This is a genomic window from Algoriphagus persicinus, from assembly GCF_035156415.1.
Lineage (GTDB): Bacteria > Bacteroidota > Bacteroidia > Cytophagales > Cyclobacteriaceae > Algoriphagus > Algoriphagus persicinus.
On the sequence record NZ_JAYEEY010000010.1, the window covers coordinates 107,678 to 133,770 of the forward strand.

Annotated in this window: 22 protein-coding genes and 2 pseudogenes; 9 read left to right on the top strand and 15 right to left on the bottom strand. The window is 40.3% G+C overall.

The features are described from left to right. Positions 1 to 168: 168 nt before the first annotated feature. From U3A58_RS09715 to U3A58_RS09755, 10 genes and pseudogenes are all read right to left on the bottom strand, one after another. Positions 169 to 573 carry a nuclear transport factor 2 family protein gene (locus U3A58_RS09715; RefSeq protein ID WP_323823225.1) on the bottom strand — a complete coding sequence of 135 codons (405 nt, stop codon included), beginning with the start codon at positions 571 to 573 and terminating at the stop codon, positions 169 to 171. An 81-nt stretch (positions 574 to 654) separates the two neighbouring features. Next, positions 655 to 1,851, bottom strand: coding sequence for a serine hydrolase domain-containing protein (locus tag U3A58_RS09720; RefSeq protein ID WP_323823226.1), 1,197 nt, complete (start codon positions 1,849 to 1,851; stop codon positions 655 to 657). Positions 1,852 to 1,869: 18 nt separating this feature from the next. Further along, complete coding sequence (locus tag U3A58_RS09725; protein WP_323823227.1) at positions 1,870 to 2,595, bottom strand: hypothetical protein; 726 nt, start codon at positions 2,593 to 2,595, stop codon at positions 1,870 to 1,872. A 3-nt stretch (positions 2,596 to 2,598) separates the two neighbouring features. Beyond that, a complete protein-coding gene (locus U3A58_RS09730; protein WP_323823228.1) occupies positions 2,599 to 3,102 on the bottom strand; it encodes a MarR family winged helix-turn-helix transcriptional regulator in 504 nt (167 codons plus the stop codon). A gap of 111 nt (positions 3,103 to 3,213) precedes the next feature. Next, a complete protein-coding gene (locus tag U3A58_RS09735; RefSeq protein ID WP_323823229.1) occupies positions 3,214 to 5,859 on the bottom strand; it encodes a PVC-type heme-binding CxxCH protein in 2,646 nt (881 codons plus the stop codon). Positions 5,860 to 5,941: 82 nt separating this feature from the next. After that, complete coding sequence (locus U3A58_RS09740; protein ID WP_323823230.1) at positions 5,942 to 6,847, bottom strand: sugar phosphate isomerase/epimerase family protein; 906 nt, start codon at positions 6,845 to 6,847, stop codon at positions 5,942 to 5,944. Positions 6,848 to 7,057: 210 nt separating this feature from the next. Beyond that, positions 7,058 to 7,408: pseudogene (locus U3A58_RS21935) on the bottom strand (IS1634 family transposase); the annotation flags it as partial. 268 nt (positions 7,409 to 7,676) lie between these two features. Further along, complete coding sequence (locus U3A58_RS09745; RefSeq protein WP_323823231.1) at positions 7,677 to 9,776, bottom strand: plastocyanin/azurin family copper-binding protein; 2,100 nt, start codon at positions 9,774 to 9,776, stop codon at positions 7,677 to 7,679. Between the two features lie 15 nt (positions 9,777 to 9,791). Beyond that, positions 9,792 to 11,564: a 3-keto-alpha-glucoside-1,2-lyase-like domain-containing protein gene (locus tag U3A58_RS09750; RefSeq protein WP_323823232.1), complete on the bottom strand. Its 1,773-nt coding sequence runs from the start codon at positions 11,562 to 11,564 to the stop codon at positions 9,792 to 9,794. A 335-nt stretch (positions 11,565 to 11,899) separates the two neighbouring features. Next, on the bottom strand, positions 11,900 to 12,799 hold the full coding sequence (locus U3A58_RS09755; RefSeq protein WP_323823233.1) for a DUF3078 domain-containing protein: 900 nt from the start codon (positions 12,797 to 12,799) through the stop codon (positions 11,900 to 11,902). Between the two features lie 48 nt (positions 12,800 to 12,847). Between U3A58_RS09755 and U3A58_RS09760 the strand changes: the two genes are divergently transcribed. From U3A58_RS09760 to U3A58_RS09775, 4 genes and pseudogenes are all read left to right on the top strand, one after another. After that, on the top strand, positions 12,848 to 13,123 hold the full coding sequence (locus U3A58_RS09760) for a DUF202 domain-containing protein (protein WP_323823234.1): 276 nt from the start codon (positions 12,848 to 12,850) through the stop codon (positions 13,121 to 13,123). 2 nt (positions 13,124 to 13,125) lie between these two features. After that, positions 13,126 to 14,907 (top strand): SLC13 family permease, encoded by a 1,782-nt coding sequence (locus U3A58_RS09765; RefSeq protein WP_323823235.1) that lies wholly within the window; start codon positions 13,126 to 13,128, stop codon positions 14,905 to 14,907. Between the two features lie 82 nt (positions 14,908 to 14,989). Next, positions 14,990 to 15,202: a hypothetical protein gene (locus U3A58_RS09770; protein ID WP_323823236.1), complete on the top strand. Its 213-nt coding sequence runs from the start codon at positions 14,990 to 14,992 to the stop codon at positions 15,200 to 15,202. A 43-nt stretch (positions 15,203 to 15,245) separates the two neighbouring features. After that, positions 15,246 to 16,166: pseudogene (locus tag U3A58_RS09775) on the top strand (Ppx/GppA phosphatase family protein). On the opposite strand, the gene ppk1 reads toward U3A58_RS09775, so the two are convergent. The 5 genes from ppk1 to U3A58_RS09800 all read right to left on the bottom strand — a co-directional run bounded on the left by ppk1 (position 16,151) and on the right by U3A58_RS09800 (position 22,657). Then, positions 16,151 to 18,274 carry a polyphosphate kinase 1 gene (gene ppk1 / locus U3A58_RS09780; protein WP_323823237.1) on the bottom strand — a complete coding sequence of 708 codons (2,124 nt, stop codon included), beginning with the start codon at positions 18,272 to 18,274 and terminating at the stop codon, positions 16,151 to 16,153. The pseudogene U3A58_RS09775 and the gene ppk1 overlap by 16 nt on opposite strands. 108 nt (positions 18,275 to 18,382) lie before the next feature. Beyond that, the gene (gyrB, locus tag U3A58_RS09785; protein WP_323823238.1) at positions 18,383 to 20,341 is read right to left on the bottom strand and encodes a DNA topoisomerase (ATP-hydrolyzing) subunit B; all 1,959 of its coding nucleotides are present in this window, start codon (positions 20,339 to 20,341) and stop codon (positions 18,383 to 18,385) included. A 168-nt stretch (positions 20,342 to 20,509) separates the two neighbouring features. Beyond that, positions 20,510 to 20,881 carry a CoA-binding protein gene (locus tag U3A58_RS09790; protein WP_323823239.1) on the bottom strand — a complete coding sequence of 124 codons (372 nt, stop codon included), beginning with the start codon at positions 20,879 to 20,881 and terminating at the stop codon, positions 20,510 to 20,512. Continuing rightward, a complete protein-coding gene (locus U3A58_RS09795; RefSeq protein ID WP_323823240.1) occupies positions 20,874 to 21,842 on the bottom strand; it encodes a GNAT family N-acetyltransferase in 969 nt (322 codons plus the stop codon). Before U3A58_RS09795 ends, U3A58_RS09790 begins: the two co-directional genes overlap by 8 nt. After that, positions 21,839 to 22,657: a 1-acyl-sn-glycerol-3-phosphate acyltransferase gene (locus U3A58_RS09800; protein WP_323823241.1), complete on the bottom strand. Its 819-nt coding sequence runs from the start codon at positions 22,655 to 22,657 to the stop codon at positions 21,839 to 21,841. Before U3A58_RS09800 ends, U3A58_RS09795 begins: the two co-directional genes overlap by 4 nt. A 330-nt stretch (positions 22,658 to 22,987) precedes the next feature. Here U3A58_RS09800 and U3A58_RS09805 point away from each other — a divergent pair, with 330 nt between their 5' ends. The 5 genes from U3A58_RS09805 to U3A58_RS09825 all read left to right on the top strand — a co-directional run bounded on the left by U3A58_RS09805 (position 22,988) and on the right by U3A58_RS09825 (position 26,083). Then, positions 22,988 to 23,884 (top strand): class I SAM-dependent methyltransferase, encoded by an 897-nt coding sequence (locus tag U3A58_RS09805; RefSeq protein ID WP_323823242.1) that lies wholly within the window; start codon positions 22,988 to 22,990, stop codon positions 23,882 to 23,884. A gap of 14 nt (positions 23,885 to 23,898) precedes the next feature. Beyond that, a complete protein-coding gene (locus U3A58_RS09810) occupies positions 23,899 to 25,089 on the top strand; it encodes an aspartate aminotransferase family protein (protein ID WP_323823243.1) in 1,191 nt (396 codons plus the stop codon). A 68-nt stretch (positions 25,090 to 25,157) separates the two neighbouring features. Beyond that, the gene (msrB, locus tag U3A58_RS09815; protein ID WP_323823244.1) at positions 25,158 to 25,580 is read left to right on the top strand and encodes a peptide-methionine (R)-S-oxide reductase MsrB; all 423 of its coding nucleotides are present in this window, start codon (positions 25,158 to 25,160) and stop codon (positions 25,578 to 25,580) included. Between the two features lie 42 nt (positions 25,581 to 25,622). Further along, positions 25,623 to 25,850, top strand: coding sequence for a hypothetical protein (locus U3A58_RS09820; protein WP_323823245.1), 228 nt, complete (start codon positions 25,623 to 25,625; stop codon positions 25,848 to 25,850). Next, positions 25,847 to 26,083: a type II toxin-antitoxin system PemK/MazF family toxin gene (locus U3A58_RS09825; RefSeq protein WP_323823246.1), complete on the top strand. Its 237-nt coding sequence runs from the start codon at positions 25,847 to 25,849 to the stop codon at positions 26,081 to 26,083. The genes U3A58_RS09820 and U3A58_RS09825 overlap by 4 nt, the downstream gene beginning before the upstream one ends. Positions 26,084 to 26,093 lie beyond the last annotated feature (10 nt).

A 26,093-nucleotide genomic window follows, 5' to 3' on the forward strand; every position in this document is an offset into this window, starting at 1 on the left:
TTGGCAACGATATAGGCATAGTTTGCTGTAATCAGCTAAACCGTAAAGAAAAAATCTGGTGGATGCTTTTAGAGATTAGCCAGGGTTTAGGTAAGTGCCTAAGCTATACGGTAACATCTGTACTGACGATTACGCACGAAAACTATACGCCGAAGAGGGCATTTGATTTCAATAATCTCTTACAAACCGTACACTTTTTATAGATCCATTTATGACTTCATAAATTGAAACGTATTTTGTTTCAATGCCATCTTCCGTTACAATTTCATGATTGATAACATGATTGCCATTGCTCATTTGACTGACAATTTCAACCTGTATCGATTTGGCCGCAAACTTGGGCTTAAAAATCGAAGCTATATTTTCTTTGCCTACTCCTACTAGTTTATCAGGATAAGTATAAATTTTAACATCTTCTGCATAGAGTACAATAAAGTCTGTAAAGTTGTGTTCATTATAAAAATACATTCTTTTGTTTACAGTTTCCAATGGTGAGATATGCAGATCTTGAGCCTGTGTCATTCCAAAATTGATTGACATTAAAAACACTGTATATAGTAGCACCTTTTTCATTTTAGTTCATTTTTTATAATTTGATATACTGATTTTCAAATTTACCAAGTAGTAAGTATATACCCTATACGTTGGTAGCAATTACTTTTTTGAAGTAATAAATAATTCCGTTATTTTATATGCCACATCAAGCAAGTCCGCTGACTTTCCATTTTTGTTCATGGTGACGGCAACAGTTGTATTGTATTCAGGCAATAAAATCAACATTGCAGTAGAACCCATTGCGGTCCCCCCGTGATGAATAGTATTTACGCTTCGTCTATCTTCAAATATATTCTCAATAACATCATTCCTCCAACCTAATCCGTAGTTTTGTTCATTCTCCTCTCCATTAATAAGTGTAACTGGTTTGAACAATAATTGGGTAGTAGTAGAGTCCAATAGCCGGTAATTTATTACTGCATTTCCAAATTTCACCAAATCATTTGTGGTTGAGAGAAACCCTCCGCCAGCCCATTTATTGCTGCTGTTAGTAGCATATGCTTCTTTGATTTCACCATTTTCTAGCTCATAAAATTTTGATGTATTTTCGATATTTTCACCCTTATTATCAGCTTGGGTTTGAATCATTTGTAAAGAGTGGAATACGTTCTCTTGCATAAATGACACAAAATCTTGTCCAGAGGCTCCTTCTATCATACCACTCAATAAAGTATAGTTGTATGTACTATAGCCAAAATCAGTCCCAGGTTCAAAAAGCAAGTTGTCATTATTAAAAACTGAAATACTTTCTTCTATCGAGTTGTATTCATCATTGGAGTAGTATTCCCAGATTGGGAAACATAGGCACGTTTCATAATTTCTAATTCCTGAAGTATGGGAAGCTAATTGTTCTAATGTTAATTTTGATAATCCATTACTAGCGTATGGAACAAAGTCTTCAACCAAGGATTGAGGTTGAAGTTCCTTTCCTTGTATTAAAACCCCCAGTCCCACGGAAGTAAACGTTTTTGAAGTACTTCCAATCCTAAATTTAGTTAATGAATCTGCGCTTATTAGGTTTTCGACATCTGAATAGCCTATGGTATTCGACCAAATAAGTACGTCATCAATGCCAATAGACACAGATAATGAAGGTGTATTAAGATGATCAAATTCCGACTTTAATATCTTATCTGCCTGTTTTTTTATTGGATCGCTGTGTTTTATTTTTGGCTGTAAATTACTTAAATCAGTCAGTTTTTTCCTTCCAAAATTATGAAGTAAAATGGGCTCGAACCAAAAGTAACATAATACAAACAATATTATAGGGACCGAAATCTTAAGTAGTTTTTTCAATTATGTTGACATCTCTGCTTATAGGTTATTACTGCTGTACTTGGAGATTTTTCTTAGCTGAACAAGTGATAAAACATGCATAAACACAGCTGATGGCATTAAAAATGAAGGTACTAATATGTAAGGGTATTTTAAAAATTCAATAGGGAAAGGTTCTATATCCCCATATATCTCGGGAATATAAATGGTAGATTGAAACAGGAATATAATGATTGCTATAAATACTAACCCAAGGTAATTCCACCAAATAATGAGGTGCCTATGCTTATCAAAATGTTTAAAGGTAAGGAGTCCAATAACCAGCACAGTAACAGCATAAATTAAATCAAAATTATACCCAGCAATTGAAACATTAGGATGCAATATTCCTTTGGCTACGGTAAAAACAAATAGTACTTCGATACCTATTCTAAACGACTGGTAAAAAAATAACCAATGAGGAGGTATGCACTGTACCCAAGAGTTATTTCTGTTTTTAAACAAGAATATCCCTATAAATACAAATGTCGGTAGAATTGTGAAAATGAAAAACTTGGGAGGAAAACGTAAGTCAAGCATAAAGTCGGTTGATGCCAGTATAAACACGTATAAATGCCAGCCTATTAAGGATGCTATAAGTAAAACACTCTTTTTTCTGACTATTGATCTATCTCCAAAGGTTTTGCTAATCGCTTTTAACCCTAGTAAGATTAGGATAGCTGTCATCAAAATTGAAAGTCCAATATATCCAAGTTGTAACATCATATTTTAATTTATTAGTCTTTTATGAACAAGGTCTAATGCCATTTTACCATCGTCTCCCAACAATTCACTTATTTCATCCATTGCCTTTCTCCACTCAGGTACAATGCTATTAACAAACGATTTTCCTAGATGTGTTATTTGAATAGTTGGAAAGTCAATCCTGGATAGGTAGTTTTTATCAAAAAGTCGCTTTAAATTTCTATTGAGAGATGATTTTTCAAGTTGAACTATGTTTGATAATTGCTTTTGGGTTAACCCTCCTTTTTTGATTAGAACAAATAGAATACTTAATTGGCTATCAGTGATTTTGTACGGCATCAAGTACTTTCGGAACACGTTGGCAGTAATACGGTTAAGCCTCATTATTTTCCCTGAAATGCATACAGAGGGATCAAAGCTTTTAAGGTTTTCAAATTCCATAACATAATTATACAACAAAAGAGTTGTATATACAACTCTTTTGTTGGTTGATTTCGTAAATGAGAAAAACTGCAGGCTGTGGTTCATCAAATCAAATTAAGTCTATGGGTTTAAACATTCCTTAAACAAAAGACTAGGTATTTAGAAAGCTCGATTCCAAAACGTTTCCTTAATTTTATTTGAAAACCAATGAGTTGCTCAATACCCTCCCATTCGACTCAAGTAAGCCAGAAGATCCCTTAAATCCTGATTGCTTAACCTTTCTTCCAAGCCCTCTGGCATCAGAGATTCTTTGACCATACCATACTCATCGATCTCCTTTTTGTAAACTGAGATGAAGCCCTTGGCTTGGGTATAGAGTACGATTTGATCGTTGCCCACATCAATTTGGCGTCCCTGCACCAAACTCCCGTCCAGGAGTTTGATGTACCATCCCTGCCACTCAGGACTCATTTCGGCAGAAGGCTTTAAGATTGATGAGATCAATCCTTTCTGCTCTTTGGACTTCCCAACTTGGCTGAGATCGGGACCAATGTCTCCTCCTCTACCGTCGTTTTGGTGGCAGCTAGAACAGAGCGAAGTATTAGAAAAGAACACCCTCCTACCTCGTTCCGGATCTCCTTGCCCTTGAATCAATTCATTCCAAAGTTTCTCCTCATCATTATTCGGTCTTCCTGCCATCTTCTGATCCAGTGTAAGAATCAACTGCTCCTGAAATGCATCTTGATCCGATGTTTCACTCCTCCGACTTTCAAAAGCGACTTTGACTTCTGGGCTGGAAATTTTACTCCTGAGGTACCTTGCCGCCTCTATCCTTACATTTTCTTCTCGATCATCCAATAGCGAGATAATGCTTTCCCAATTTTCTAAAGGTTGAGATTCCAAAACTGCCAAGGCATCCGATCGAATGATTTCCGGGTTTTCGATGTCCAAAGCCACTTTCAGAAGATTTGCAGCCACATCCTTATCAGGAAGCCCCTGAACGGTCCATATTGTTTCCTGTCTAATCTGAGTCTCCTGATCTTTTTCTAAAAAAGAAAGCAGGAAATCTTTATGCAAGGTCAAGTCCTTGAGGTATCGGAATGCAAAAACCTTAATATCAGCAGGTTTGGTGCTATCCTGGATAAATTGTGAGATAAAATCCGCCGGAAGTTCTCTTGGAAGCGATTTGCTCCTGGTTATTTCTTGATTTTGAAAAGCTTTTACGAATTGCGGCTGAATTAATTTGACCGTTTCCAGGTACGTTTCAAAAAGATCATTGTCCACTTCACCAGAAGTTAGCGCAGTTTCTAGTTGATTTTCATACTGTGTCAATTGGGCAGAACCCACCCAAATCAGAGCCATTTTCCGAATTCTTAGATCCTCATCCTTAATAAAATCCCCTACCAAATATTCCAAAGATTTGTCCTTAGTCTTCATTGCCGCCAAAAGTGCCGCCAGTCTTACCGAAGCGATGGAGTCCTTGGCAGCAGACTTTATTCTCTCATTATCTTTTTCTAAAATCATCAAAGCCGCATGAGCCTCAAAAGGATCATCTGAAACCAAATGATCTTTGATTACTTCATAAGAAACAAGACTTAAATCTGATTTTTCAAATGAATTTCCGATCTCAGGAGTCTGATAGATTTTGGTTCTTTCCAGAACTTTTTCATCCTTTTTGGCACTCAATTTCCAAATTCGGCCTTTTCCGTGATTGGGGTAAAAGCGAATTACCCAATCTGTGAAATAGATATTTCCCTTGGAATCCGCTGCAAAAGCAATCGGCCTAAAATCCTCTCCACCTTGAACAACCACCTCAGTTTGCCCTGACACTGACCATCCTTTCACTTTAAACCTGACTCGGACGATTGAACTTTCCTCCCAGATAGTAGCCAGCATCTGATCTTTATAATCCTCCGGCAACTTTGCCAGATTTGCATTTATAAGTCCTGATGGGGCTTCACCTAAAGCTACTGCGTAGGGAAGTGTACCCGGAAGCTCAGCATTCCATGCGGAATAGGGATGAATGCCGCTTCCTCCAAAAAGTGATTTGTATCCAAAGTCAGAACCCTGAACCGCATGAAGTAAGCGATTTGGCCCACGACTGTCCGGATCATTGTCTGCGACCAACAGCCGACCATAAGTGTCAAATTTCAAGTCAAATGGATTCCAATAACCCGTACTAAAAATCGCTACCTCCGAACCATCGTTTCTGGCTCTAATAATATTACCTCCATCCCCAAAACCAGTCACCTCACTGCCATCACTCCCCTGCATAATCCAGAGGTCACTTCCTGTATTTCCTCTACCCACATACATCCACCCATCTGATGAAAAAGTAATGCTCAACAATGCCGCGTGGGCATAAACTTCATCCGGTTTGATTAGCTCTAACAGCTTCTTTCTTTCTTCTGCTACTCCATCCTTGTCGTGGTCGTAGAATACCCAAACCGCTTTTGAGGTAACTAAATAGAGATCTCCTTCCGGAGAAAAGGCAAGATTCATCCCCTCATCAATTTCTCCTGCAAAAACTCCTACACTATCGAGTGTTCCATCCCCATTGGTATCCTGGAAAACCTTGATTAGGTCTCCATCAGGGCCTGAATATTCCTTCGGAGGCAAATGAGTGTGGGATTCCAAAACATAGACACGATCCTGATCATCTATTGCGATTCCAATTGGGGTGACAATGGCAGGATCCTCCACTGCCAAGGAAAGCTCAAGTCTAGGATCCAAAACGGTAATTCCACTTAGGGAATTCTGATCGGGTGAAGCATTTTTTTTGCAGGAAAAAAATAAGAATGCTGGAATCAAAAAAAATAGAAAGCGGGTATTTTTTCTGAGTTTAAGAAAGACTGTACTCATGATTTTGGGTTTAGGCTATTTGATGAGAGAGAACAATATTCAGCTAGAAACTGGATTACTTTAGGGAAAACTTAAAGTGATTCTAAGAAGGTGATTCATACTTTTTAAACAAATCATGAGCTCTCCTGAGGTCGGCTACCAAAGTATTTTCATCTCTTGGAGGCGCCATTTCAATCAACAAATATCCTTCGTAGCCATATTCCAACATCTTCTGAATTACCGCATCATTCCTGGTAACGCCCTCTCCAAAATTTACGACTTTATGAATTCCAAACCTTTCGGTGTCTTTTAGGTCGATATGTAGGATTTTGGAATGAAATCGATCAACCACTTCAAGCAGGTCAACTTGGGATCCATCGAAGTGTGCATTGTCCATGCACATCCCAACATAGGGCGAATCCACAGCCTGGAATATGCGATCGTAGTCTTCCAAAAACTCAATGTTGTTGTTGGCGTGGTTTTCTACTAAAACCAGCACATCCATCTCTTCGGCAGCAGGAGCAATTTCTTTCAAACAGGAGATTACAGCGTCCAAACCACCATCTTTGCCCCTTCCTGCTCCGGTAAATTTCACCCTTCTACAACCAAGTTGCTTGGCCGCATGAATATTCCATAGCTTGTGAGCGACATCTTTTATTATGTTTCCTTCCGCCCCAAAGGAGCTTCCCTGAACACAAATTGGTGTAAGTCCATGCTGATTACATCTATCCTTTATGCCTTGAATCCCCTTTGGAGTGATGGTTCGGCCATACCAACAATTAAACTCCACATTTTTAAAAGGCAGTTGGGGCAGAATTTCGAAGGCTTTTTCGAAATTCTGGTCTCCAAACCCATCCATTGTAATGGATGCGATGGCCAGCTCCACTTTTTTAATTACAGATTGGGAGTTTTGAATTTGGGTTGCAGCAAAAGACTCATCCATCAACAAACCGACTCCTGCCAATCCTAATCCGGCCTTTTTGACAAAATTTCTCCTAGTGTTGTTCATATCTTATTAGTTAATACGGATCAAAGCGAATTGACTCCAACCGTCGATACTACTTTAATGGCTCCCCATTTTTGGGGTGGGTAAAAACGGTTGAAGGACTACCACTAAATTACTACAATAAGAATTAACCCACATTGCAGCTATCCGGTTAGAAGTCTTTGATTTTTAGCAATTTCCGTTTTTTTGTTTTCAAGTTTGTGTACTACAGATTTTCTTTTCCTTGGAGGGGATTTTGACCTCCAGATAATAATCCGTGTTCTTTTCTGTAGTGTGGGATCTGAGCCGAATGGTCTTGTTTGACTTGGTATCCAATAAGGTTGTTAGCCTGTTGGGGACATAGGTATACTCTCTGAGCCTGGTACGGCTTACACAGAGGTATTTGTATCCCTTGGCTTAAATAAGCTTGAGGTTTTTCTTCTGTAGCGAAGCCTGCATCGAGACCACCACTGCAGGGCTCCGACAGGTATGGGAGGCGATATTCTCTATCATCGCTGACAGGGTATTGCAGTCGGCAATGCTTCCTTCAAGAATAGAGGGGTATTTTATAGCTTTTCCCATGTTTGATAGGCAAAGTTTTCCGCTACGATTTCTCAGGCTTTGCTGTGTTGCAGGGTGTTTTCTAATGAGAACTTGAAATACATGCCATAAAGTACTGCTCAGGAAAAACAATTATAATCATATGAAATCGAGCATGACTCAAGCGTCACACACTGGGATGATTATCTACCATGCGAGATTCCATCTGACCTTTGAAAATCAAAATAATAAACAGATGAAATTATGAGTGATGGTATTATTGAGTAAAATAATTTTACTAGTTATTTAGCTTCTATTCCACCACTTTTAATATTCCTTGCATAGTATAGAAATGCCCCGGAACAGTACATACATAAGTGTATTCCCCAGGTTCTGTAGGAGCAATGAAATAAATCGTATTTGATTCACTTGGCTGTAGCAATTTGGTATGCACTAGTACCTTACTGGTACTAGGAATATAATCCTTCTGCTGACCTTCCAGCCCTAGTTTCATTGCTTGCTCCCCAACTTCTATGGCCGTTCCCGGCATCACGATTACTAGGTTGTGTAGCATATCATCCACATTCTGGAATACCAGCTTGACCTTACTACCTGCCTTTACCTGCACCTGAACAGGATCAAACTTCAACCCAGGTTTAGTTCCCATGTTGATAGTAATATCAGCTGCTCCATTCCAAGAAGCTGGCATGGCGGTCACATGTTTTGCCATTTTTGGAGCTGCCGGCATCTTTGCTGCTGCCTGATTCTTGGCTGCTTGAGCTTTTGCCTCGGCATCTGCTTGGGCCTTTGCTACGCTATCGGCTGCAGCTTTCATCATCATCTCGTGATCATGTCTTGCTTTGAACTGAGCCACATCTACTTTTTCACCTGCTCCGAAATTATTGAGCGTATAATAACCTACGGTATGCAACAGTGGTTTTCCCTCTGTAGACTTTACACCCTCTGCTTTGATCTCATGAATGTATCCTAGACGCAAATTATCCAATACTAACCGAGCCTTCATTCCATCTTCTGAAACGACGACTCCAATGATTTTGCAAGGTTCATTGTTTATAACTGGGCTTCCGTAGGCTGCTTGATATTTATAAGTAAATCCTGTCACCTGATAAATGGCAGGATCTTCAGCCAATTCCTTATCTATAGGTTCTGTGAACTCAATCTCAAACCCGTCAGGTTTAGACTTGATCGTCTTCATTTCAAAAGGCATTCTTCCAGTCCAAACCAAGCGCTGCAAGCTGAACAATTCCTTCCCCGTAGAGGACCAACCACGACTGGTCATCCCTACAAACATGGAAGCATCATTTCCCCATACCATTCTCAAAATACCCGAAGAAAAGCCTTCTCTGAATGGAAAAACAACTCCTTGATAAACCCCATCAATTTTCTCAAAATCAACCCGCGCTATAGTACTTTGGCCTTGATCACCTACAAATACCTGATTGGCGAAGGGTCCAAACCCTCCCTCCGTATTATCATTCAAAAATCCTGAAGTGGAAATCCCTAAAATCCCATGTGGTAGCCAAATCGCAGGGGCTTTCAGGCCTGGAACCCGCTTAGCCACATCATAAAATGGTTCTCCTGTATTAGGAATATCTTCTTTCCTTAGTGAAACTGGTGATCCGGGTAAATCTGCCCAAGCTAAGCTCTCCGCATTTCCCAGGAAATCACCTTTCTCTACGTGGGAGATTCTTCCTGATCCTACCCAGTCACCTTGGTTCTCAGTATAAAAGAAGTCTCCTTCAGCATTCATTCCGTAGCCGGCTGGCGATCGCATACCTGCTGCGAAAGGAATCATTTCACCTTCTGGAGTGATCTCCAAAGCCCAACCTCTCCATGGCACCAAACTCACACCATGACCTAGGCTATTGCTCCAGCCTAAGTTGAGCGTGACAAGCATATTTCCATTGGGCAGGAAAGTAGGTCCATAGGAATACTCATGGTAATTCCCTGATAGCGGCCAAGAGTATATTTTCTCATATACATCCGCTTGCCCGTCACCATTGGTATCACGCAAGCGGGTCAATTCACTTCTTTGCGTTACATAAATGTCACCATCCTTATAGGCCAGTCCCAAAGGCTCGTGCAAGCCGGTGGCAAATTTCTTGTAAACAGGTTTTTCGCTTCCCGAAATATTAGGACTGGAAACGATCCAAACTTCCCCTCTTCGGGTACAGATAGCCAAGCTACCATCCGGTAAAGTTGCCATTCCTCCCACTTCCAATATCACATCCTCAGGAACCGGCAAAGAGATCATTTTGTAAAAATCATCTTCAGTCTCCAGTACCATCACCGGCGCGCTGTCCTGTGCTTTTAATTCAACTTGTCCGATAAATAGGCAAGTCAAGGCAAAAGCTAATCCTTTTATATTAGTTAGTTTCATTGAATTTTTCATGCTGCTTCCTATTTATTACCAAACGATTGAATAAGTAACTACTCCCGCTCTATCTTTCAACTTCACAGGCAAAATAAGTTCTTGGGAACCATCTGCTGCATTCCTTACAATCGCTGATTCCTTCCCCTCAAGTTCTATGTAATAGGATTTGTCATCTATGGCGTAAAGCCCATTTGGTAATTTCTCAATGTTAGTGCCCTGAGCCACTAAGCAATAGATTTGTTGATTCTCATTTTCCACGACCACTTTCAATGTACGGGCTAATTCCTTACCGGAATCTTTGGTGTCAAAAGTCTCCTGAATGCTTACACCTGGCATGTCATAGTTAATGACTGGAGTACCATCTTTTTTCAATTCATACCCTTCGAAGGTAAAATCTACAATTTCATCAGGCCAAGCCGTATCCTTTGAAGCTAATACAGCCAAACTTGGCTTAGCCCCAAATTCAATCACATTGCCCAGCGGCAACATCAACTGCGTTTCACCCCGACCATACCACATTGGCGTAGTTTCTATAAAGTCTCCTCTCCATACATTCAACAGTTCTCCTTTGCTCAGATCAATCGAATAGTTTGCTCCTCCAGGTTCCCCCACAGCCACTGTATGCGTGCGTTTCTCACCTTGATGCATAATAAATCCTCGCTGCATTACCGCCTTGTCATAAACTCTCACTGCTATCTGTCCTACCGGATCATCAGCCCGCAAAGGCGCATTAAGTGCTGTTTTGCCTATTCCTTTTCCCTCCACACTAAGGGTAATGTCATTGCTTGGAGCATACCAGTGACCAAATGTTTTAAAGTAATTCAATTTGATTTTATGCACACCGGCTGTCAATTGGGTAGAACCATGCGCTCTGCCAGTCACACCATCTACATATACAACTTCATTTTCGTCGATAAACAGCTTTCCTGCTCCGTTGATCCTCCCAGGGGGTGTGTCATCAGGAACCCAGGCTAGATTAAGGTTGAAGAAATATTCACCTGCACTTGGTACTGTTAAAGTCCCTTCGATCGTTCCTGAAAACTCATTTCGGGTAGCTGGAGCCAAATGAGCCAAGACATCGATATTCATATCTCCCTTTGGATTAGCATTTGCAAAATCATTGATTGTCTTAATGCTTTCGTAGTAAGTGAGCTTCATATCAGTCAACGACACATTTTCAGAGCCATAAATCTTATAGCTAATATTCCGTATAGCTACTCCCCCATGATCTCCCTGAATAACCAAAGGTCCTAGCTCCTGCTCATCTTCAAAAAACGCCCCATGTGTAGGGCCAGTCACTTCGATGTTCTTTTGAACCAGTACACCATTTTGATGCACAGAAATAAATTTGGCATTTGAGACTTTTTTGCCTTGAGAATCAAAGCGAGGTGCTCTGAACACAATCCTTATGGATTGCCAAAGCCCTGGTGCTCTGCTTACATTCACTAGTGGAGGATGTCCTTCATATCCCTCACGTCCGTTCCCTCTGCTCGCATCCCATCTTTGGTAGATGGCTCCGGCGTCTGAAAATGTAGGGTCTTGCTCAGCCCATGAATCAAACAACTGAATCTCATACCTTCCTTGAAGGTAAATGCCCGAATTACTTCCTTTAGGCATCATGAAATCAAATTCCAACTCAATATCGCCATGCTCAAAGGAAGTTTCAATGGCTTGATTAACCCCTTTCTTCAAAGTATTCAACAAAATGCCAGTGCCATTGGTGATTCTAGATTTTTGGCCATTTAGGTCATAGAACACATCTTTGGCGATGGTCCAATTCTCGCTGCTAGGTTGGAATTCGCTCAAATTTTGGAGCGGTAGCACTTGATATGGAATTGGGCTCTGCTGTGCTACAGATGTTGTCGCCTTGATAAATAGGCAACAACAAATCAGAAATATTTTAGTGTTCATTTTAGGTTAAATAGGTTACTATCTGTAAAGGTAGCTTACTAAGCATTTTAAAAAAATAGGATTATTTAAAGCAAAAATTGACGCGACTAAGATATATACAATAAAAAAGCAGGAGAAAATCTCCTGCCCTTTATTTGAAAACTAAACCAACTATTATTTAACTACCACAATGAATTCAAAAATAATACATTTATAATCAAATCAAAATTCCAAATAAAAATTTGTTCTGATTATTTCTTCTCTGGGAAGGTACCACGTTTAAATGCAATTCCCAATGCTAAACCTTGGCTAAATTGAATTTTTTTGTCCTGATCCAAATCGTAGATCATCAAACTGGTCAAACTAACATTCACTAAGTTGGATACTTTAGCCGTCAGTCCGAAGTCTAGGCGATGATCAATCGTATCAAAAGCAAGGGTTTCGTAGTTGGCAAATAGTTGATATCTCAGCTTGAGGGCTAAGTTTTCAGAAAGTTTCTTGTAGTAGTCAGCCATCAAGCTAAAGGCTAGCCACTCCGTACGAACAGTCTTTCCGATGTCCACCCCATAATTAGTAGGGACGTTCAAATACAATTCAGTATCCGTGACAAAAGTCCACCTTGGAGAGAATGGGGAAAGCCTTAAGCTAAAGGAATCATTGGGCTTATATTCCACGCCTAGAGAGGTAGTCAGATAAGCTGGATTGGCAAACTTGGAGATCAAAATTTTATCAGCACCCTCAGGGAATTCATAACCGGGAGCAAATTGTGAAAGGAAATTAACTGCAAAGAAGTAATTCCATTTGTCATTGATCTTATACCCAATCTTAGAATCAAGGAAAATACGGTCATTGGATTTACGTCCCTCCTCATCCTTATTTTTCACCACACCATAGATGAAGTCCATGGTATTGTCCCAAGTCCACATCTCTTTGGTGTAATTAGCGCGACCGTTGAGATATACGCCCAGAGCAAGTGAGCTTACACCACCGCCTTGCCAGTTGCCACTAAAAGCAGCTTGATTTAGATTTAAACCACCGCCTATTTCTTTTAGCCAATAGCTCGTATCTTGTGGAGTTAACAGCTCTTCGCCTTGGGTAAATGCTTTCCCACTAATCAAAATAAAGAGGAAAAGTGTAGTAATTCTTTTCATAATTAATAAATGTTGAATTATTTCATTATAAATAAATACAATGCAAATATGGAAAATGACTTGGAAAGAGAATTAATAATTCGCGATTATCTGGCAAGACAGCGTACCACGCTCGCAAACAATAGGACTTTATTATCATTTATTCGAACCGCTCTTTACTTTTTGGTGTCCGGCACAGCACTTTTTGAGGTAAAGGAATTAGACCATGTAAGAAACTTAGGTTACTTGGCATTTGTATTGAGTTTTGTTTTTTTACTAGGCGGATTCCTGAGTTATTTCCGCATCCGAGGCAAACTTAAAAAGGGTAATTACCTAAACATGTAAAAATGACTTTTGAAATCGGTCTTGTTTTTTCTATTATCGGAATCGCGATCATTCTTTTTTTTACTGAAAAATTTACCATCGACACAGTTGCTATTGGTGTAATGGTCGCCTTCCTACTGACAGGGATTCTAAATGTAGAAGAAGGGCTATCCGGGTTTTCCAATTCTGCCACCATCACTGTAGCTGCCATGTTTGTCGTGTCGGCGGCAATCTTTAATACAGGCCTTTTGGACAACTTCACACAGAAGCTGAGCTCTCAAGCTGGAAAAGGCCAAACCCATCTCCTCTTTTCGTTAATGATGTCCGCGGGCTTTCTATCAGCATTCATCAGTGATACTGCAGTGGTAGCCTTGCTGATGCCAGCTGTAATACGACTCAACAAAACGGATAACATTCCTCCATCCAAGCTTCTGATGCCGCTCTCCTTTGGTGCATTAATGGGCGGAGTATGCACACTCTTAGGAACTAGCACGAACATCCTAGTAAGTGGAATAGTAGAAAAAGCCGGACTGCCCTCCTTTGGTGTATTTGAAATGAGCTTAATGGGATTGGTTTTTTTTGCTACCGGATTGCTATATATGCTCACAATAGGGAGGTGGCTTACACCCAACAGAAAACCGAAGTCAGAGCTGGGAGATAGTATTCAGCTAGGAAATTATCTCTCGGAATTAGTAATTCTAAATGAATATGAGCAAATAAATGAACCCCTTTTCAAACAGAAAATCTTTGAAAAACTAGCAATCAAACCATTGCAGATTATTCGGTCAGACGGAAGAAAGGTGCGCGTATATCCTAATACAGCGATACATGTAGGTGACATCATTCGATTCAATTGCGACAAAGAAACCATAGAGAAAATTAAATCTACCCATGGAATAGAGCTAAAAGCAGACTTGAAATGGAATGTAGAAAACATCACAGACGATGAAGAAAGACTCTATGAGGCGCTAATCACACCCAACTCATTTCTAATAAACAAGAGCATCAAATCGCTCAATTTTAAAAAATTATATAATCAGGTTTTGGTTATTGGAATCAGGCATAGGTCAGATATGCTCGAATCCCTTCTCTCCAAAACTGATTTACGAGCTGGTGACATTCTGCTACTTAGAGGTACAGAAGAATCAATCCAAAGCGTAGAAAACAGCGGTGACCTGCTCCTTCTCTCGGAGACTAAAAGCATAGCTTTAAACAAGACAAAAAGTGTTTTAACTCTGGTTGTATTAGCCTTAATCATAGGATTGGCATCCTTTGAAGTATTTCCGATTGTAGTCACGGCTGTAGCAGGAGCAATTACTTTAATTATGCTGGGATCATTGAATACTGAACAAGCTTATAAGGCAATTGATTGGAAAGTAATTCTTATGCTTGCGGGGGTCTTATCCATGGGCTTAGCACTTGAGAAAACCGGTGGTTCACAGCTTATCGGTGCTTCAATAGTAGAAAGCCTGGGGCAGTTTGGGCCAAGGGCAGTTATGAGTGCGCTTTTCGCATTGACTTTTCTGATGACAAATGTGATGTCAAATAATGCCACGGCTGCACTGCTTGCCCCTATTGCGATCAGTATAGCTGTGGCCCTGGATGTAGATTCCAGACCTATGCTAATGGCAGTAACTTTTGCTGCAAGTTTGAGCTTTATGACTCCAATGGGATATCAGACCAACACGATGATCTACACTCCCGGAAATTATCGATTTAGTGATTATATAAAAGTAGGCACTCCTTTGAACATTCTCCTTTGGATAGTAGCTACATTTGGCATTCCTTATTTTTTCCCATTTTAAGTGAGAGAAGTGCTTACTTTATCTATCATTAAAGCTTCGGCAGTTTGATATCAACACTTTGAACCAATTAAAAAAAATAACTATGAAAATTTTCAGTATTGTATTAATCATCGCCGGCATTTTTATGCTATTCAGCACTAGTTTTTCTTTCACCACCAAAGAAAAAGTAATCGATGCAGGACCTATTCAAGTAAGTGCTGACAAGAAGCGTGAGGTGAACTGGCCGACCTATACCGGCGGAATTGTGCTTGCTGCAGGGGTGATTTTGCTAGTAATCACCCAGAAAAAAAAGTGAATTAAGTGGACGTAACTATACCCTCAACTAACCCCATCTGCCTTTGAAACTCGCCGCAGTAGATATTGGCTCCAACGCCATCAGATTGCAAATCAGCAGCGTAACACAATACGAAGGAGTTATCAACTTCAAGAAAATAGAATACTTGCGCTTCCCTTTGCGTTTGGGTTTGGATGTTTTTAATCACCAAAAGATCTCTGATATCAATAGGAGGAAATTCATCAAACTAATGAAGGCTTTCAAGATTCTGATTGACCTATACGAAGTCGATGACTGTATGGCTTGCGCTACTTCGGCGATGCGAGAAAGCGTCAATGGCAAAGAAATAGCTCTTGAAGTGAAGGAGGAAATCGGTCTGAAAATCAATATTATAGATGGAAATAAGGAAGCCGAGCTGATTAATAAATCTCTAAACAAATTCTTCGATGAAAAGACCTATTTGCATATAGATGTAGGTGGCGGTAGCACTGAGTTAAACATTTATCAGAATCAGGAGAAATTAGCTTCTAAATAATTTCAGATTGGTTCTGTTCGTGCCTTGGAAGACAAAGTAGCGACTCCAGTATGGGGCTCCATGGAAAACTTCGTGTTGAAGCATTTAGAAAATTCTACCTCAGTCACTTCTATTGGCACTGGAGGGAATATCAACAAGATATTTGAACTTTCTCTTCCTCGCAAAAACAAGCGCTACCTAGATTTTGAAAAGATCGAGGAAGTACTTATTCAGTTGCAGAGGCTGACTTTTGAGGAGCGAGTAAACAAGCTAAACTTGAATCATGATCGTGCCGATGTAATAATTCCTGCCGGGAAAATCTATCAGCGTGTGATGCAGGCAGCGAAATCCAAAAAGATGATAGTCCCTGACCTGGGGCTAAAAGATGGAATTATTCAGGTTCTTTACGAGCGTAATAAAACAAAAAAAGCCTCTTTAGCAGAGGCTTTTTTGTTTTATTCCACAAGCTGAACTTGCATTACACTTTCTACATCTAGATGGAAAAACTCTTGATGAACATTGAATTCAGGCTCGTCTCCTACCGGATGCTTGGCTAGGTAGGTACCATCTTCCTGCATGACATAAGAGTTCACATTGTCTTTTAGGTTATAAGCAAGAATATTCATCAATTGCTTTTCAAGTAAGGGAGATTCTACTTTGAAGAGTGCTTCTAATCTTTTGTCAAAGCTACGCACCATCATATCCGCACTTCCAGCGTAGGTTTTGGTGTCTCCATTATTGTGGAAATAATAGATTCTGGAATGCTCCAAGAAATCACCCACAATAGATAGGACTTCAATATTTTCACTTAATCCCATTCTTCCAGGTCTAATACAGCAGATTCCCCGCACAATTAATTTGATCGTCACACCAGACTGTGATGCGCGGTATAAAGCATAGATCATCTCGGAATCTTCCAATGAATTGACTTTGATGAAAACACCACTTGGAAGACCATTTCTGGCATTTTCTGCTTCCTTCTCTATATACTCGATCAACTGATTTCTCATATCACGGGGAGCGGTGATCAGATTTTGGTACTGAGATGGCATGGAGTGACCCGTGATTACGTTAAAAAACTCTGACACATCATTGGCCAAAATCTCATTGGTAGTCATCAGCCCAATATCGGTATAGAGTCTAGCGGTATCTTCATTGTAGTTACCCGATCCCAAGTGAACAAACCGAGTAATTTCCCCTCCATCACGCTTCACGATCAATAACAGCTTAGTATGGGTTTTCAAATGGGAAATTCCATAAATCACAAAACAACCTGCTTTCTGAAGTTTCTTAGCCTCACGGATATTATTCTCTTCGTCGAATCTAGCTTTTACTTCAAATAGTACGGAAACATGCTTTCCGTTTTCGGCTGCTTTCAGTAGCGCTTTAGTAATCCTACTTTCCTTGGCAAGTCTATAGATGGTCATTTTAATAGCCATCACATCGGGATCTTCGGATGCTTTCTCCACCAAATCCAGAATGGAATCTATATTGTTGTAGGGATGATGAAGCAGAATATCCTTATCCTTCAAAACATCAAAAATATCCGCTATGCCTTCATCCGGGAAAGAAAGGGGCTTCACTGGATCTGGAATATGCGGCAAGCGCTCACGGAATTTTTTATTCCCTACGATCTGCCAGAGTCCTGTGAAATCAATCAGACTAGCTCTTTTTATAAGAAACACTGAATCCATTTTCAGATTCCATCTTTCCAGCAGTGAATTCATCATCCACTTGCTGTAGCCTTCTTCTATTTCTATCCTTACTACACGTCCACTTTTTCTTTCCATCAATTTACGCTTCACTTCTTCAAGAAAGTTCGCGTCCATATCTTCACTCTCTTCTAAGGTAAAATCACCGTTCCTGGTGATTCTAAAGAGACTGATTCCTTCGATTTCTACATTCCTGAAAAGTGAAACGATATTTTCCCGGATTACCTCTTCTATAGGTATTAGAAATAGAGAATTCTCACGCTCAATTTCGAAAAAGCGGGGAATATTAGCAGGAATCTGTACGAAGCTCATTTTGCGCATATCCTGTCTGTCTCCCGGACTGGTAGTTACCACCCCAAAAACCAACAGCTTATTCATCAAAATCGGGAAGGTTCGATACCCATCATACACCATCGGAGTAAGCATGGGGTATATGGCTTTGATAAAGTAACCATGAACTTTCTCCTGCTCTTTCTCTGTCAGCTTGGAAATATTGCAAAGTATAACTCCTTGCTCTTGCAGTTCCGGCATGATTACCTGAGAGAAATGCTCGTGCTGGGCAATATGAAATGTATGACTCTCATTCATCAACTTTGCCTTGAAAGGCTCTTCTCGCAGGCCTGAGTAATCCACTCTTTCCTTGTCGTAATCGAGGTAATTATATAGCGATCCTACTCGAATCATAAAAAATTCATCCAGATTGGAAGCGGTGATCGCAAGAAATTTAAGCTTTTCAAAAATGCTGCGATGCGTCTTCTTGGATTGATCCAGCACACGCTCATTAAATTTCAACCAACTCAAATCCCTACTTACCAGGTCACTCTGTTGTATAATCGAATCGTATTTTTCAACTAATTCCAATTTCATCGTATTCAAAGTTAATAGTTAGAAGCAAGTAAAGTTTTGCTTGCTTATTTTGGGTTTAACATTGTGTTAAGAATTAAAAAAAGGGGCTTAAAAAGCCCCTTTGAATGATCAGGTATCGATTTTTGCGTATTTCGCGTTTTTCTCGATAAATTCTCTTCGGGGGGCTACTTCATCTCCCATTAACACGCTGAAGAGGTGATCTGCTTCTGCGGCCGATTCAATATTCACTTGTTTGATCGTTCGAACATTTGGATCCATGGTAGTGGTCCAAAGCTGTTCCGGGTTCATTTCACCAAGACCTTTGTATCGCTGAATACCTACACTATCTTCTTTTCCATCCTTCGCCATGTCAGCGGTAAGGATTTTACGTTCTTCTTCAGTCCAGCAATATCTTTCGTCTTTACCTCTTTTCAATAAATATAAGGGGGGCAAGGCAATATATACATAGCCATATTCAATCAATGTTCTCATATATCTAAAGAACAAGGTAAGAATTAAGGTACGAATATGAGATCCATCAATATCAGCATCCGTCATGATGATGATTTTGTGATACCTAAGATTTGAAAGATCCAATTCCTTATCATCATTGACTGTACCGATCTTAACTCCCAGTGCAGTAAGAATGTTTTTAATTTCTTCGTTATCGTAGATTTTGTGCTCATGAGCTTTTTCTACGTTTAGAATTTTTCCCTTTAAAGGTAAAATCGCCTGAAAATCTCGGTCTCGACCTTGCTTGGCAGATCCACCTGCCGAGTCCCCTTCCACTAAGTACAATTCACAGACCGTAGGGTCACTATTTGCACAATCAGCCAATTTCCCGGGAAGACCACCACCTCCAAGTATATTCTTACGCTGCACCATTTCACGGGCCTTTCTAGCTGCGTGTCTTGCTTGGGCTGCCAAAATCACTTTTCCGACAATGATTTTTGCTTCTTTGGGATGTTCTTCCAGCCAAGATTGTAATGCCTCGGAAACAGCACTATCTACCGCACCGACTACATCAGAGTTGCCTAATTTTGATTTCGTCTGACCTTCGAATTGAGGTTCGGCTACCTTCACGGAAATCACCGCAGTAAGACCTTCTCGAAAATCATCTCCGGATACCTCCAACTTCAGCTTATCCAACATGCCTGACTTATCAGCGTAAGATTTAAGCGTCCGCGTCAATGCCCTTCTAAATCCTGAAACATGGCTACCACCTTCATAAGTGTTGATGGTATTTACATAGGAAACCACATTCTCAGAATATGAAGTATTATAATTCATAGCAACCTGAACAGGTACTCCATTCTTTTCTGTATCAATAGAAATCGGCGTATCGATGATTTTCTCACGGCTCACGTCGAGGTATTGCACGAATTCCACCAAACCACCTTCAGAGTAAAATTCATCAGATTTTACCGAACCGTCGTCTTCAGTCTCTCTTAGGTCAGTTAATAAAATCCTGATCCCTGCATTCAAAAAAGACATTTCACGTAACCTATTGGCTATGGTCTCATATTTGAATTCAGTAATAGCAAAAATACTTGAATCCGGCTTAAAGTTAATGGTAGTACCTCTGCGGTCAGTAGTTCCTACTTGCTTGGCAGGATATTGAGGTATTCCTATCTTAAATTCCTGTTCAGTGATTACACCGTTACGGTAAACAGTAGCTTTCAAATCTTCTGAAAGTGCATTCACACAAGAAACACCTACACCGTGCAATCCGCCAGAAACTTTATAGGTATCCTTATCGAATTTACCTCCAGCATGCAATACAGTCAGCACCACTTCCAAAGCAGATTTCTTCTCCTTGGTGTGCATTTCAGTGGGAATTCCACGTCCATTATCTTCGACTGTAATTGAATTATCTACATTCACAGTGACTTTGATCGTGTCGCAATGACCTGCAAGTGCCTCATCGATGGAGTTATCAACTACTTCCCAGATCAGGTGATGGAGTCCTTTGACTCCAATATCACCGATGTACATAGCAGGTCTCTTACGAACCGCTTCAAGACCTTCTAATACCTGAATGTTACCGGCACCGTATTCGCCTAGATTCTTCGCTTTTTCTTCACTCATATGTTTTGGAGAAAACCCTCAAATTGGGTCTAAAAAGGTGATTTTATGTTCTTTTTTAGATTCGGAAAGATAGAGAAAAAAAGTGACTTTACACAGCCTTCCCCGATACTCAGTGGCACAAAACTCCATTTGTAACATAGGCTCTCAAAAGGTTCCTTTATGGGCTTGCTAATAGAGACTTGCGCTCAACATCACCAGAGTGCAAGCCTGTAAAACCTCAATATCCACATCTTTTGCCTTCTTAAAAAATACCGGATTCTCGGTTCCCGGATTGAATATGATTCGTTTGGGTTTTAAGTCAATCAAATAGGCCATCCACTCTTCCTGGTGGGCAGGACCGATGTAAAGGGTAATGGTATGGATGTTTTGTAAAGTGGGCTTAGTTCGCAAATCCAGGATTTTCTCCCCAAAAAGTTCACCTGATTTGATCCCTATAGGAATGAAAGGAATCCCGGCATCAGCCAACCTACTGGCAGCAAAATAGGAATACCTGGAAGGATTGGTGGTTGCCCCTACTATTAATGTAAGTTTATCAGACATCTTTTCTGCTCCCGTAAATACTATCCCGCTCAAAGGTATCCATGTGCCTGTGTTTTTTGGTTTCATAAATATCGGCCAGTGTGATCAAAATCCCGGTCTCTTCCACTTCTCCAAATTCATCGTTCAAAGCGGTACCGAAGGTCATCATCGTAGGCGATAGATTCATATAGGTATTGATCAGCGGTGGAATATTCTCACCATAGGTCCGAATCCTTCCATTCAGCAACTTATACCCTTCCTTGTACTCCATGCCCTCAAAAGGGTTTCCTTCTTTTGGCAGATCTGTTTCGTAGCCCAGTTTCAACTCACCTTTGGGCTTAACCAATCCGTCTTTATCAGGAAAATAGTAATGCATAAACATCAACAACAAATCTCTTGCCTCACGGCTAAAGTGCGGATACATGGTCACTTTTCCAAAAAGATATTTGATAGCTGGATTCAACAAGACTACTGCTCCTAGCCCGTCCCAGAGATTATCAAGGCTAAAAATTCCCTTTCTATTATCAAAAGCAGGCTGGTATTTGGGCTGTACAAAGGATCTGCCCAATTCTATGGTATAAGGAATGTAATCCTTTAAAAACCGCTCTGAAAAATCAAACAGATGGGTAGTAGATAAATTCAGACTCCCGTCTTTCTTGATTGAATTGTTGCAGTTTATTAGTCTATAGCCGGCTACTATTTCTTCATCCTCAGGATTCCAGGTAATCAATTGCTCGTAGCAATTTTCACAGATATCATTTTCATCCAAATCAAGTTCAAGACCGGTCCCTCCGCCTGCTGCTCTAAAAGTCAATTCCCGCAATCTTCCAATCTCCCGAACGACGTTTGGGGAATTATGAAAATTAACCAGGTAAACCAAATTGTCTCCGTTGTTGGTGTATCGTAAAAACCGATCCGGAATCAACTCAGTTTTCAATACCTCTTTATCAATTGCCGGAATTATTGCTGCTTCTCTATTCATTCTTTTTTACCCAGTTCGTAAACTATATCCTTCACATGTTCAGCCCATTCCATATCCGTTTTGGAAGAATCTAAGCTTTGATAGGAAATCTGTTTACCTACAGTAATCACCACCTTTTTACCTTGCTGCATATACAATTCATCAGCGAGGTAGAACATCTCAATATTGGCTTTTATGCCCAACTTCTTTCTCCAATAGCCTAAATTGTAGAAAAATTTAGAGTTTCTACCTCCTATAAAACAAGGTAGTACATCTTTTTTGTATTTCTTCGCTTTGGAAATAAAGCTCTTTTTCCATGGTAAGTCCCGGATACCTGTTTCATCTTTTCTTGAAACCAGTCCTGCCGGAAAAATTAAAACTGCATAGGAGCCGGAATATGCTTCTTCAATTGCAGCCAATGTGTCTCCCGAATTTTTCCCATGCTTATTGATAGGAATAAACAAGGGATGAAAGTTTTTCATCGTCATCAGCAGGTCATTAACCAAAAACCGCATGTCAGTTCTAACTTCTCCAATAGCCTGCATCAAGGTAATCCCGTCAATTCCCCCCAGTGGATGATTGGCTGCCAGGATAATTCCTCCAGTCTTGGGAATGTTCTCGGCTCCAACCAGCTCAATTTCAATATTGAGCTCCTTTACAATTCCCATGGCGAAGTCTATTCCATGAAGATGGTCAACTTTGTCCAACACATCATTCATCCAATCCTCATGGGTTACCCGCTTTATATACTTGAGCAAAAAGCCCGGCATCCACTTCAAAAGCTTGGGGTTTTTCGATTCAATGGTTTTTTCTACATCGATAAATTTCTTGGACATTTTTACTCAGGGCGGCTACTTGGATGAATGAAAACAGAAGAAATAGTTCTTTTTTATTTTTAAAATAAAGCTAAAAGTACAAAAAAACAGGTTTAACATTAAGAATAGAGATGCACTATCGATTTACTTCCCTGAGAACCAATCCACTTAATTTGAATTTCGATCAAAATACGATTCCTTATAGAAATATTTTGATGGTTTTCAGTACCAAAAATCGTTTCGGTTCTACCATTGCTCCCTCATGATACCCCTGAAAATCTGATTCAAAAGCCTCCTTCCTGCTTGCCTTCAATTAATTGCTTATTTTTGCTTCCTGAAAAACGACAACTTATGAACGAATCCATCCTATCACTTTGTCCAGGACCTTGGCAAGATTACGAGCTTATTGACACTGGAGGTTTTGAGAAATTAGAGCGGTTTGGAGAATTCATTCTCAGCAGACCTGAACCTCAAGCCATTTGGGATAAAACCCTACCTGAAAGTGAATGGAGGAGTCTGGCTCATGCGCATTTTGCCAAGGAAAAAAGCAATCCTGAACAAGGAAACTGGGAGCAATTAAAAAAAATGCCTCACAACTGGGCCATTGAATACAGTAATCCTGAAGGATTGAACTTGAAACTAAACTTGGCACAGACTTCCTTCAAGCATATTGGACTCTTTCCCGAGCAAGCAGTAAACTGGGATTATCTCTACCACACAATCAAACGCTCGCCAGTTGCAAAACCAAAAGTACTTAACCTTTTCGCCTACACAGGAGCTGCAAGTGTTGCCGCAAAAGCCGCAGGAGCAGATGTCACGCATTTAGATTCTGTGAAGCAGGTGGTAACTTGGTCAAAACACAATATGGAGTCCTCCGGCCAATCCGACATCCGGTGGATGGTAGATGATGCCATGAAATTCATCAAAAGAGAAGCACGTAGAGGTAATAAATACAATGGAATCATCTTGGATCCTCCCGCTTATGGTCGGGGACCAAATGGAGAAAAGTGGGTTCTGGAAGAGCAAATCAACGAAATGCTGAAAGTCTGTGCGGAAATCCTTGATCCCACTGATCATTTCCTGTTACTTAATATGTATTCGCTGAGCTTCTCCTCACTTATCGCTGCCAACCTGATCAACACCACCTTCAAGAATGTGAAGAATTCGGAACATGGGGAGCTTTACCTTCAAGACAACCAAAATAAAAAACTTCCGCTAGGAATCTTCTTTAGATTTTCAAGCTTTTGAATTAAAAACCAGTAATGAACAACCGTCAGCTTTTCCTTCAACATTTAGCCCAAACGACCGATTTCCCTTTGATGATCGAAGTGGAAAAAGCAGAAGGAATCTATCTTTTTGGGCCGAATGGAGAGAAATATATAGATTTAATCTCTGGAATCGGGGTGAGTAACGTAGGGCATAGACACCCAAAGGTGTTGAGTGCAATTCAAGGGCAATTAGACAAATACCTGCACCTTATGGTTTATGGGGAATATGTTCAATCCCCTCAGTCATTGTTAGCCAAAGCACTTTGCGATACACTACCCGAGAGATTGGACAATGTCTATTTGGTAAATAGTGGAAGTGAAGCTATAGAAGGAGCTTTGAAACTTGCTAAACGATACACTGGCAAACCCAACTTGATTTCATGTGTCAATGCGTATCATGGCAGTTCTCATGGATCGCTTTCGGTGGGTGGAAATGAGATTTTCAAGCAAGCCTATCGCCCCTTACTTCCCGGTGTCAGCCACATTCAATACGGTGAGATTTCAGATCTTGATCAGGTTGACTCCCATACCGCAGCTGTATTGATTGAAACTATACAAGGTGAGGCAGGAATACGTGTGGCCACTACCGAATATTTCCAGGCTTTGCGCAAGCGATGTGATGAAACAGGTACCTTATTGATTTTGGATGAGGTGCAATGTGGCTTTGGGAGAACTGGTAAATTCTGGGCTTTTGAGCATTTTGGGTTTGAGCCGGATATCCTCGTTTGTGCCAAAGGGATGGGTGGCGGTATGCCGATCGGCGCATTCATTGCCAATAAAGAGGTGATGGGCGTATTTACAAACAACCCCATTCTTGGTCACATTACCACGTTTGGAGGCCATCCGGTAAGTGCTGCAGCGTCTTTAGCAACCATACAAATCCTGCAAGAAGAGAAGCTCATTGATGGAGTGGAAGCAAAAGCCAATTTGATCAAGAGCCTTCTTGTCCATCCAAATATCAAAAACATTAGAAATAAAGGATTGATGATGGCAGTTGAATTCGACTCATTCGATACATTGAAACCCATCATTGATAAAGCCATTGAACTGGGCGTGATTACTGATTGGTTTTTATTCTGTGATGACTCCATGCGGATCGCACCTCCTCTTACGATTACTATCGCAGAAATTCATGAAGCATGTGAGGTTATTTTGCGGGCAATTGAGCAGGTTGATCGTAAGTAATACCTCTTATTTTTTGCTCGTCAGAAACTTCTTTACTGCCCACTGAGTTTAAAAGAAAAGTGAATTTTATGAAAAATCAAGAGAAGAAAATCTATCCCATCCAGAAATCAGAAGAAGAATACCGCAAAGAACTGGATGCTGATTCCTACCGTGTATTGAGAGAAAAAGGGACTGAAAGAGCTTTCTCAGGGGAATATTACCTGAATAAGGCTACAGGCATATATGAATGCAAAGCCTGTGGAAATGAAATTTTTCACTCGTCGAAAAAGTATGACAGTGGATGCGGATGGCCAAGCTTTACTGCTCCCGTAAAACCCGAGGCAATCGATGTGCATATGGACTATACGCACGGCATGATTCGAGAGGAGATTTTATGCGCCAATTGCGGTTCACATCTGGGACATCGCTTTCCAGATGGGCCTTCTGACCAAGGTGGAATCAGGTATTGCATTAACTCTGTGAGTTTGGGTTTTGAAAATGGTCAAAAGTAATCGATAGATTAATTACTTTAGATATGAAAAACTTTCTCAATTATGTCAAAACATGAACTAATCAGCAAAACGGTCAATATATTAGAGCAACTTCCTGTTGAGAAAATTCAGGAGATAAATGAGTTTGCTGACTTTATCCTGAAAAAATTGGATGATAAAATGCTTCAAGACGGAACCAACCAACTTGTTAAGCAAGGGAAACCTTACGATTTTTTAGAGAATGAAGAGGAAATCTACACAGTTGAGGATCTCAAAGAACGATACAAATGATTAAGGGAGAGGTTATTCTTGTTCCCTTTCCATTTACAGATCTAACAGGTTTAAAAAACAGGCCAGCTTTAGTTCTTTTGGCTACTGAATATGATATCACTGTTGCATTCATTTCTACCCAGATAAAAGGAGCTTCCTCATTAGATCTCCTGATCCATCCAAACACAGAAAATGGATTGAAAAAAGAATCATTAATTAGAGTTTCAAAAATTGTCACCTTAGATAAAAAATAATCCTTGGTAA

What these genes read in the sequence shown, in the direction of transcription:
- U3A58_RS09715 (WP_323823225.1), bottom strand. Translation starts at nt 573, where the DNA reads ATGAAAAAGGTGCTACTATATACAGTGTTTTTAATGTCAATCAATTTT.
- U3A58_RS09725 (WP_323823227.1), bottom strand. Translation starts at nt 2,595, where the DNA reads ATGATGTTACAACTTGGATATATTGGACTTTCAATTTTGATGACAGCT.
- U3A58_RS09730 (WP_323823228.1), bottom strand. Translation starts at nt 3,102, where the DNA reads ATGAACCACAGCCTGCAGTTTTTCTCATTTACGAAATCAACCAACAAA.
- U3A58_RS09735 (WP_323823229.1), bottom strand. Translation starts at nt 5,859, where the DNA reads ATGAGTACAGTCTTTCTTAAACTCAGAAAAAATACCCGCTTTCTATTT.
- U3A58_RS09740 (WP_323823230.1), bottom strand. Translation starts at nt 6,847, where the DNA reads ATGAACAACACTAGGAGAAATTTTGTCAAAAAGGCCGGATTAGGATTG.
- U3A58_RS09745 (WP_323823231.1), bottom strand. Translation starts at nt 9,776, where the DNA reads ATGAAAAATTCAATGAAACTAACTAATATAAAAGGATTAGCTTTTGCC.
- U3A58_RS09755 (WP_323823233.1), bottom strand. Translation starts at nt 12,799, where the DNA reads ATGAAAAGAATTACTACACTTTTCCTCTTTATTTTGATTAGTGGGAAA.
- U3A58_RS09760 (WP_323823234.1), top strand. Translation starts at nt 12,848, where the DNA reads ATGGAAAATGACTTGGAAAGAGAATTAATAATTCGCGATTATCTGGCA.
- U3A58_RS09765 (WP_323823235.1), top strand. Translation starts at nt 13,126, where the DNA reads ATGACTTTTGAAATCGGTCTTGTTTTTTCTATTATCGGAATCGCGATC.
- U3A58_RS09770 (WP_323823236.1), top strand. Translation starts at nt 14,990, where the DNA reads ATGAAAATTTTCAGTATTGTATTAATCATCGCCGGCATTTTTATGCTA.
- ppk1 (WP_323823237.1), bottom strand. Translation starts at nt 18,274, where the DNA reads ATGAAATTGGAATTAGTTGAAAAATACGATTCGATTATACAACAGAGT.
- gyrB (WP_323823238.1), bottom strand. Translation starts at nt 20,341, where the DNA reads ATGAGTGAAGAAAAAGCGAAGAATCTAGGCGAATACGGTGCCGGTAAC.
- U3A58_RS09790 (WP_323823239.1), bottom strand. Translation starts at nt 20,881, where the DNA reads ATGTCTGATAAACTTACATTAATAGTAGGGGCAACCACCAATCCTTCC.
- U3A58_RS09795 (WP_323823240.1), bottom strand. Translation starts at nt 21,842, where the DNA reads ATGAATAGAGAAGCAGCAATAATTCCGGCAATTGATAAAGAGGTATTG.
- U3A58_RS09800 (WP_323823241.1), bottom strand. Translation starts at nt 22,657, where the DNA reads ATGTCCAAGAAATTTATCGATGTAGAAAAAACCATTGAATCGAAAAAC.
- U3A58_RS09805 (WP_323823242.1), top strand. Translation starts at nt 22,988, where the DNA reads ATGAACGAATCCATCCTATCACTTTGTCCAGGACCTTGGCAAGATTAC.
- U3A58_RS09810 (WP_323823243.1), top strand. Translation starts at nt 23,899, where the DNA reads ATGAACAACCGTCAGCTTTTCCTTCAACATTTAGCCCAAACGACCGAT.
- msrB (WP_323823244.1), top strand. Translation starts at nt 25,158, where the DNA reads ATGAAAAATCAAGAGAAGAAAATCTATCCCATCCAGAAATCAGAAGAA.
- U3A58_RS09820 (WP_323823245.1), top strand. Translation starts at nt 25,623, where the DNA reads ATGTCAAAACATGAACTAATCAGCAAAACGGTCAATATATTAGAGCAA.
- U3A58_RS09825 (WP_323823246.1), top strand. Translation starts at nt 25,847, where the DNA reads ATGATTAAGGGAGAGGTTATTCTTGTTCCCTTTCCATTTACAGATCTA.